This is a genomic window from Terrabacter sp. P5_B1, from assembly GCF_056400505.1.
Map to the genome: position 1 here is coordinate 1 of NZ_JBFULD010000286.1, position 5571 is coordinate 5571.

7 protein-coding genes are annotated in these 5571 nt (G+C 71.6%); 6 read left to right on the forward strand and 1 reads right to left on the reverse strand.

All coding sequences use genetic code 11. From position 1 onward, the window contains the following. The 5 genes from AC1DP0_RS17295 to AC1DP0_RS17315 form a co-directional block, all read left to right on the forward strand. Window positions 1-533 (forward strand): sensor histidine kinase (locus AC1DP0_RS17295; protein WP_478086699.1); only part of this gene is annotated, 533 nt, incomplete at its 5' end. Beyond that, complete coding sequence (locus AC1DP0_RS17300) at window positions 530-1150, forward strand: response regulator (protein WP_478086704.1); 621 nt, start codon at window positions 530-532, stop codon at window positions 1148-1150. The genes AC1DP0_RS17295 and AC1DP0_RS17300, both read left to right, overlap by 4 nt. Window positions 1151-1378: 228 nt before the next feature. Then, window positions 1379-2191, forward strand: coding sequence for an amino acid ABC transporter substrate-binding protein (locus AC1DP0_RS17305; protein ID WP_478086707.1), 813 nt, complete (start codon window positions 1379-1381; stop codon window positions 2189-2191). Next, complete coding sequence (locus tag AC1DP0_RS17310) at window positions 2188-2856, forward strand: amino acid ABC transporter permease (protein WP_478086711.1); 669 nt, start codon at window positions 2188-2190, stop codon at window positions 2854-2856. The genes AC1DP0_RS17305 and AC1DP0_RS17310 overlap by 4 nt, the downstream gene beginning before the upstream one ends. Beyond that, entirely contained in the window at window positions 2853-3650 is a 798-nt protein-coding gene (locus tag AC1DP0_RS17315) for an amino acid ABC transporter ATP-binding protein (RefSeq protein WP_478086714.1), read from the forward strand. The genes AC1DP0_RS17310 and AC1DP0_RS17315 overlap by 4 nt, the downstream gene beginning before the upstream one ends. 13 nt (window positions 3651-3663) lie before the next feature. Here the strand turns inward: AC1DP0_RS17315 and AC1DP0_RS17320 are convergent, their stop codons facing one another. Then, window positions 3664-4383 (reverse strand): SGNH/GDSL hydrolase family protein, encoded by a 720-nt coding sequence (locus AC1DP0_RS17320; protein ID WP_478086717.1) that lies wholly within the window; start codon window positions 4381-4383, stop codon window positions 3664-3666. Between the two features lie 112 nt (window positions 4384-4495). On the opposite strand from AC1DP0_RS17320, the gene AC1DP0_RS17325 reads away from it, so the two are divergent. Further along, on the forward strand, window positions 4496-5571 hold a 1076-nt coding region (locus AC1DP0_RS17325; protein WP_478086719.1), incomplete at its 3' end, for a cystathionine gamma-synthase.

The following is a 5571-nucleotide window of genomic DNA, read 5'->3' on the forward strand; positions in this document are numbered from 1 at the left end:
CGCAGGGACGGCGCGACCTCGCCAGCACGATGAGCGAAGCGGCCGCGACGGTGCGGGGGAGCGTGGCGAGCCTCCGAACCCTTCTCGTCGACCTCTACCCGGCGCGCCTGGCCGACGCCGGGCTCGCGGCGGCCCTGTCGGACCTCGCGCGCCCGCTCGCGGCACGCGGCATCACCGTCGACGTCCAGGTCGACCACGCCGCGACCGAGGCGCTGGGACCCGCGGCCCAGCAGGCGGTGCACCGGGTGGCACGCGAGTGCCTGCGCAACGTCGTGCGCCACGCCGACGCGAGCCACGTCCTGCTCGAGCTCGCCCTCGACGACACCGATCCCGCCCGGCCGGTCACGCTCCGCGTCGAGGACGACGGGATCGGCTTCGACCCGGCGTTGCCGTCGCCGGCCGAGGGACACCTGGGCCTGCGCGTGGTCGCCGACCTGGCGTCCGACCTCGGGGCCGTCCTGCGGGTCCGCTCCGCACCGGGCCACGGCACACAGTGGCTGCTCGCCTTGCCCGCGACGCGGGAGGACCGATGACGACCGTCGTCGTCGTGGACGACCACCGGCTGGTCCGGGCCGGACTGCGCACCATCCTCGACGCCAGCGGCGACCTCAATGTCGTCGGTGAGGCGGCCGACGGCGCCGCCGCCGTCGAGGTCGTGCGCGAGCTCGGCCCCGACGTCGTCCTCATGGACCTCTCGATGCCCGGCGTCGACGGCGTCGAGGCCATCCGCCGGCTGCGGGCCGACGGCGCCACCGCGCCGGTCGTCGTGCTCACCTCGTTCGCCGAGGCCGACCGCGTGCGCGCCGCGGTCGAGGCCGGCGCCATCGGCTACCTGCTCAAGGACAGCGAGCCGGGCGACGTCCTCGCCGCCGTTCGCGCCGCCGCGGCCGGGCACGCCCCCATCGACCCACGGGTCGCGCGGGCGCTGCTGCCGTCGGTCGACCGACCGTCGGTGGGGCCGGCGCTCAGCGACCGCGAGCGCGAGGTGCTGGCACACGTTGCGCGCGGCCTGGCCAACAAGCAGATCGCCCGCACGCTCGGCATCAGCGAGCGCACCGTCAAGGTGCACCTCGGCAACGTCTTCCGCCAGATCGGGGTCGGCGACCGCACGTCGGCGGCCCTCTGGGCCCGCGACCACGGGGTCGACTGACGCCCTGCAGGCACCTGGGCAGCGGCACGGACCGGGCGGCCCTGGAGGGCCATCTGCGCTCGTCGCAGGACTGGGGCGGGGGAACGACACGCCGAGCGGGAATGCCGACGGCCGCAGGGCGGTTGGTAGGCGATGGACGGATCGACGCCGAATTATGCCTATCCCAAGATGGGCTTATAGGTTGCGGCCGTCCGACCCCACCCCACCGATCCACCAGGAAGTGTCTCCATGCGTTCGAGGTTCACCCTCACCGCCCTGCTCGCCGCGCTCGTCGCCGTCGTCCTCACCGCCTGCAGCGGCGGCTCAGGAGGCGGCTCCGACCTCGCGTCGGTCAAGCAGGCGGGCGTCCTGCGCGTCGCCACCGAGGGCACCTACACGCCGTTCTCGTTCCACGACCCGAAGACGAACGCCCTGACCGGCTACGACGTCGAGGTCGCCAAGGCCGTCGCCGACAAGCTCGGCGTCAAGGTGGAGTACGTCGAGACCCCGTGGGACGCCATCTTCGCCGGCCTCGCGGCGGACCGCTACGACGCCGTCGTCAACCAGGTGACGAAGAACCCCGAGCGCGCCGGCCTCTACGGCCTCAGCAGCACCTACACGTGGTCCGAGGGTGTCATCGCGACCCGCGCGAACGACACGTCGGTCACCTCGCTCGCGAGCCTCAAGGGCAAGACGTCCGCGCAGAGCCTGACGAGCAACTGGGCCAAGGTCGCCAAGGACGCCGGCGCCCAGGTCGAGTCCGTCGAGGGCTTCACGCAGGCCGTCACCCTGCTCAAGCAGTCGCGCGTCGACGCGACCGTCAACGACAGCCTCGCCGTGCTCGACTACCAGAAGTCCACCGGCGACCACGCCGTCAAGGTCGCGGCGAAGACCGGTGACGTCTCCGAGCAGGTCGTCGCGACCCGCAAGGGCTCCGACCTCGTGGCCGCCATCGACAAGGCGCTGGCCGACCTCAAGGCCGACGGCACGCTGGCGAAGATCTCGCAGAAGTACTTCTCGGCCGACGTCTCGAAGCAGCCGGCCGCCGCCACTGCGTCGTGAACGACCAGTCGACCTCGCTGATCCTCGACTCGCTGGGCCCGCTGCTGCGGGCCACGGTGACGTCGACGATCCCGCTGACCCTCATCAGCTTCGTCCTCGGGCTGGTCCTCGCGCTCGGCGTCGCGCTCATGCAGCTGTCGCCGGTGCGCGTGGTCTCGGGCCTGGCGCGGCTCTACGTCTCGCTGATCCGCGGCACGCCCCTGCTGCTCCAGCTCTTCATCATCTACTACGGCCTCCCCGCGCTGGGGGTGCGCTTCAACCCCTTCCCGGCGGCGGTGCTCGCCTTCACGCTCAACGTCGGTGGCTATGCCGCCGAGGTCATCCGATCGGCGATCCTCTCGGTGCCGAAGGGCCAGTGGGAGGCGGCCTCGACGGTCGGCATGGGCTACGTCACGACGTTGCGCCGAGTCGTCCTGCCGCAGGCGGCCCGCACCGCCATCCCGCCGCTGTCCAACACGCTCATCTCCCTCGTCAAGGACACCTCGCTCGCCTCGACCATCCAGGTCACCGAGCTGCTCCGCGTGGCCCAGGAGGCTGCGGCACCGACCTACGAGTTCTTCGCTCTCTACGGCGTCGCGGCCGTCTACTACTGGGTCGTCTGCCTCGCGCTCTCCGTCGGGCAGGCCCGACTCGAGGCACGACAGAACAGGTACGTCTCACTATGACCCAGCCCGTGAACTCCCTGAGCTCCACTGCACTGCAGGCCGATCCGCTCGTCTCGGTGTCGGGTCTCGCCAAGTCGTTCGGTGACCACGCCGTGCTCCGCTCGATCGACTTCGACGTCGCTCCCGGCAGTGTCACGGTCCTCATCGGACCCTCCGGCTCCGGCAAGACGACCGTCCTGCGATCGCTCAACGCCCTCGACGTGGCTGACGGCGGCGTCGTGCGCATCGGTGACGTGGAGGTCGACTTYGGGCGGCCGGTGACGAAGGGCCAGGTCGCGACGCTCCGCGCGCAGAGCGGCATGGTCTTCCAGTCGCACCACCTCTTCCCCCATCTGACCGTCCTCGAGAACGTCACCGCCGGGCCGGTGCTCGCCCAGCGCCGCGACCGGTCCCAGGTCGAGACCGAGGCGCGGGAGCTGTTGCGCCTCGTCGGGCTGGAGGAGAAGGCGGAGGCCTACCCCTACCAGCTCTCGGGCGGCCAGCAGCAGCGTGTCGGCATCGCCCGCGCGCTGGCGATCCGACCCAAGCTCATGCTCTTCGACGAGCCGACCTCGGCGCTCGACCCCGAGCTCGTCGGTGAGGTGCTCACGGTCATGAAGGACCTTGCGGCACAGGGCTGGACGATGGTCGTCGTCACCCACGAGATCCGCTTCGCCCAGCAGGTCGCCGACCAGGTGCTCTTCATGGACGGTGGCGTCATCGTCGAGCGCGGCACCCCGGACGAGGTGCTGACGCGCCCGCAGACCGAGCGTGCCCGCCAGTTCCTCCACCGCATCCTCGACCCGCTCGACTGATCGACGGATCTGCTCACGGGCGCGTCAGCAGGCCGGCCCGCACGACCGCCCGTTCGACGATCGTCGCCAGGTCGGCGTAGCCCTGGTCGTTCGGGTGGAACCTGTCCGAGGCGAGGCGCCCCCGCCACGAGCGGGGGCCGTCGCGCCGGATGTCGACGAGGACCAGCCGTCCGGACTCGGCGCGCTCGAGGAGCATGGCATCGATGACCCTGGCCTCGCGGTGCGGGTTGGGCAGGTTGGCCACGACCGTGCGGTCCGGCAGCAGGTCGAGCATCCCGTCGAAGCGCTCGGCGAGCCCGCGGCGGTGGCGGCGCACCACGATGTCGTTCGAGCCGATGATGACGGTGACGAGCGCCGCAGGCGTTCCCTCCGCGGTCAGCGCCCGAAGCACGGGCAGCTGTCGGTCGAGGAGGTCCTCGACACGCGCGCCGTTGACGCCGAGGTTGACGAGGCGGTGGTCCCAGCCGCGCGCCACGAGACGCCCGCTCAGCTGCCCGACCCAGCCGCGGTCGGGAGCAGTCGCGCCGATGCCCTGTGTCATGGAGTCGCCGAGTGCCACCCACAGCGGCTCGCCACCAGAGGCCGCGGCGCGGTTGTGGGACTCCCACCACGCGGCATACGGCTGCACCTGCTCCTGGACGGCGCGGACGGCGGGGACGAGGGTCGACAACGTCGAGAGCACCGGGCCGCGAGGTCGGTGGCTGTGGTTCGAGTAGTCGAAGTCGTACACCACGTCGGCAGCATCTCAGACCTGGAGGTGGCCGAGGCCGAAACCGCCGCTGCCGGGCGGCGTGCGCCCGTGGGGGCTGGCAGCGGTTCGGCGGCAAGGGCATAGGCTCGTCCCCATGTCTGACGAGCACGGCTTCTCCACGCGCGCCATCCACGCCGGCCAGGAGGCCGACGCCCTGACCGGTGCGGTGGTGACCCCGATCTACCAGGTCTCGACCTACAAGCAGGACGGCATCGGCGGCTTCCGCAGCGGCTACGAGTACAGCCGCTCGGCCAACCCGACGCGCACCGCGCTCGAGGAGTGCATCGCCGCGCTCGAGGGCGGCAGCCGCGGGTTCGCCTTCGCCTCGGGCCTGGCCGGCCAGGACACCGTGGCCCGTGCCCTGCTCGTCCCGGGCGACCACGTCGTCGTCCCGAACGACGCCTACGGCGGTACCTACCGCTACTTCAACAAGGTCGCGAAGCCGCAGGGGATCGAGCACTCCATCGCGAACATGGGCGATGTCGAGGCCGTCCGCGCCGCGATCCGTCCAGGGCAGACGAAGCTGGTCTGGGTCGAGACGCCGACCAACCCGTTGCTCGGCATCGCCGACATCGAGGCCATCGCCGCGATCGCGCACGAGGCCGGTGCGGCGCTCGTCGTCGACAACACCTTCGCGACGGCCTACCTCCAGAGCCCGATCACGCTCGGCGCCGACATCGTGACGCACTCGACGACGAAGTACTCCGGCGGTCACAGCGACGTCGTCGGCGGTGCCGTCGTGACGGCCAAGGACATCGCGGTGCCCGGCTACGAGGATGCCGAGGAGCGGATCGCCTTCCACCAGAACAGCATCGGCGGCGTGGCCGGTCCGTTCGACTCGTGGCTGACGCTCCGGGGCCTCAAGACGCTCGCGATCCGCATGGAGCGCCACTGCGACAACGCCGAGAAGGTCGTCGAGTTCCTCGAGGGCCACGACGGTGTCTCGCAGGTGCTCTACCCGGGGCTCCCCGGCCACGCGAACCACGACGTCGCGGCGCGCCAGATGAAGCGGTTCGGCGGCATGGTGAGCTTCCGCATGCGCCGTGGCGAGGACGCCGCCGTCAAGGCCTGCGCAGCGGTCAGCCTCTGGACCCTGGGGGAGTCCCTCGGCGGCGTGGAGTCGCTCATCGAGCACCCGGGCCGCATGACGCACGCCAGCGTCGCCGGCAC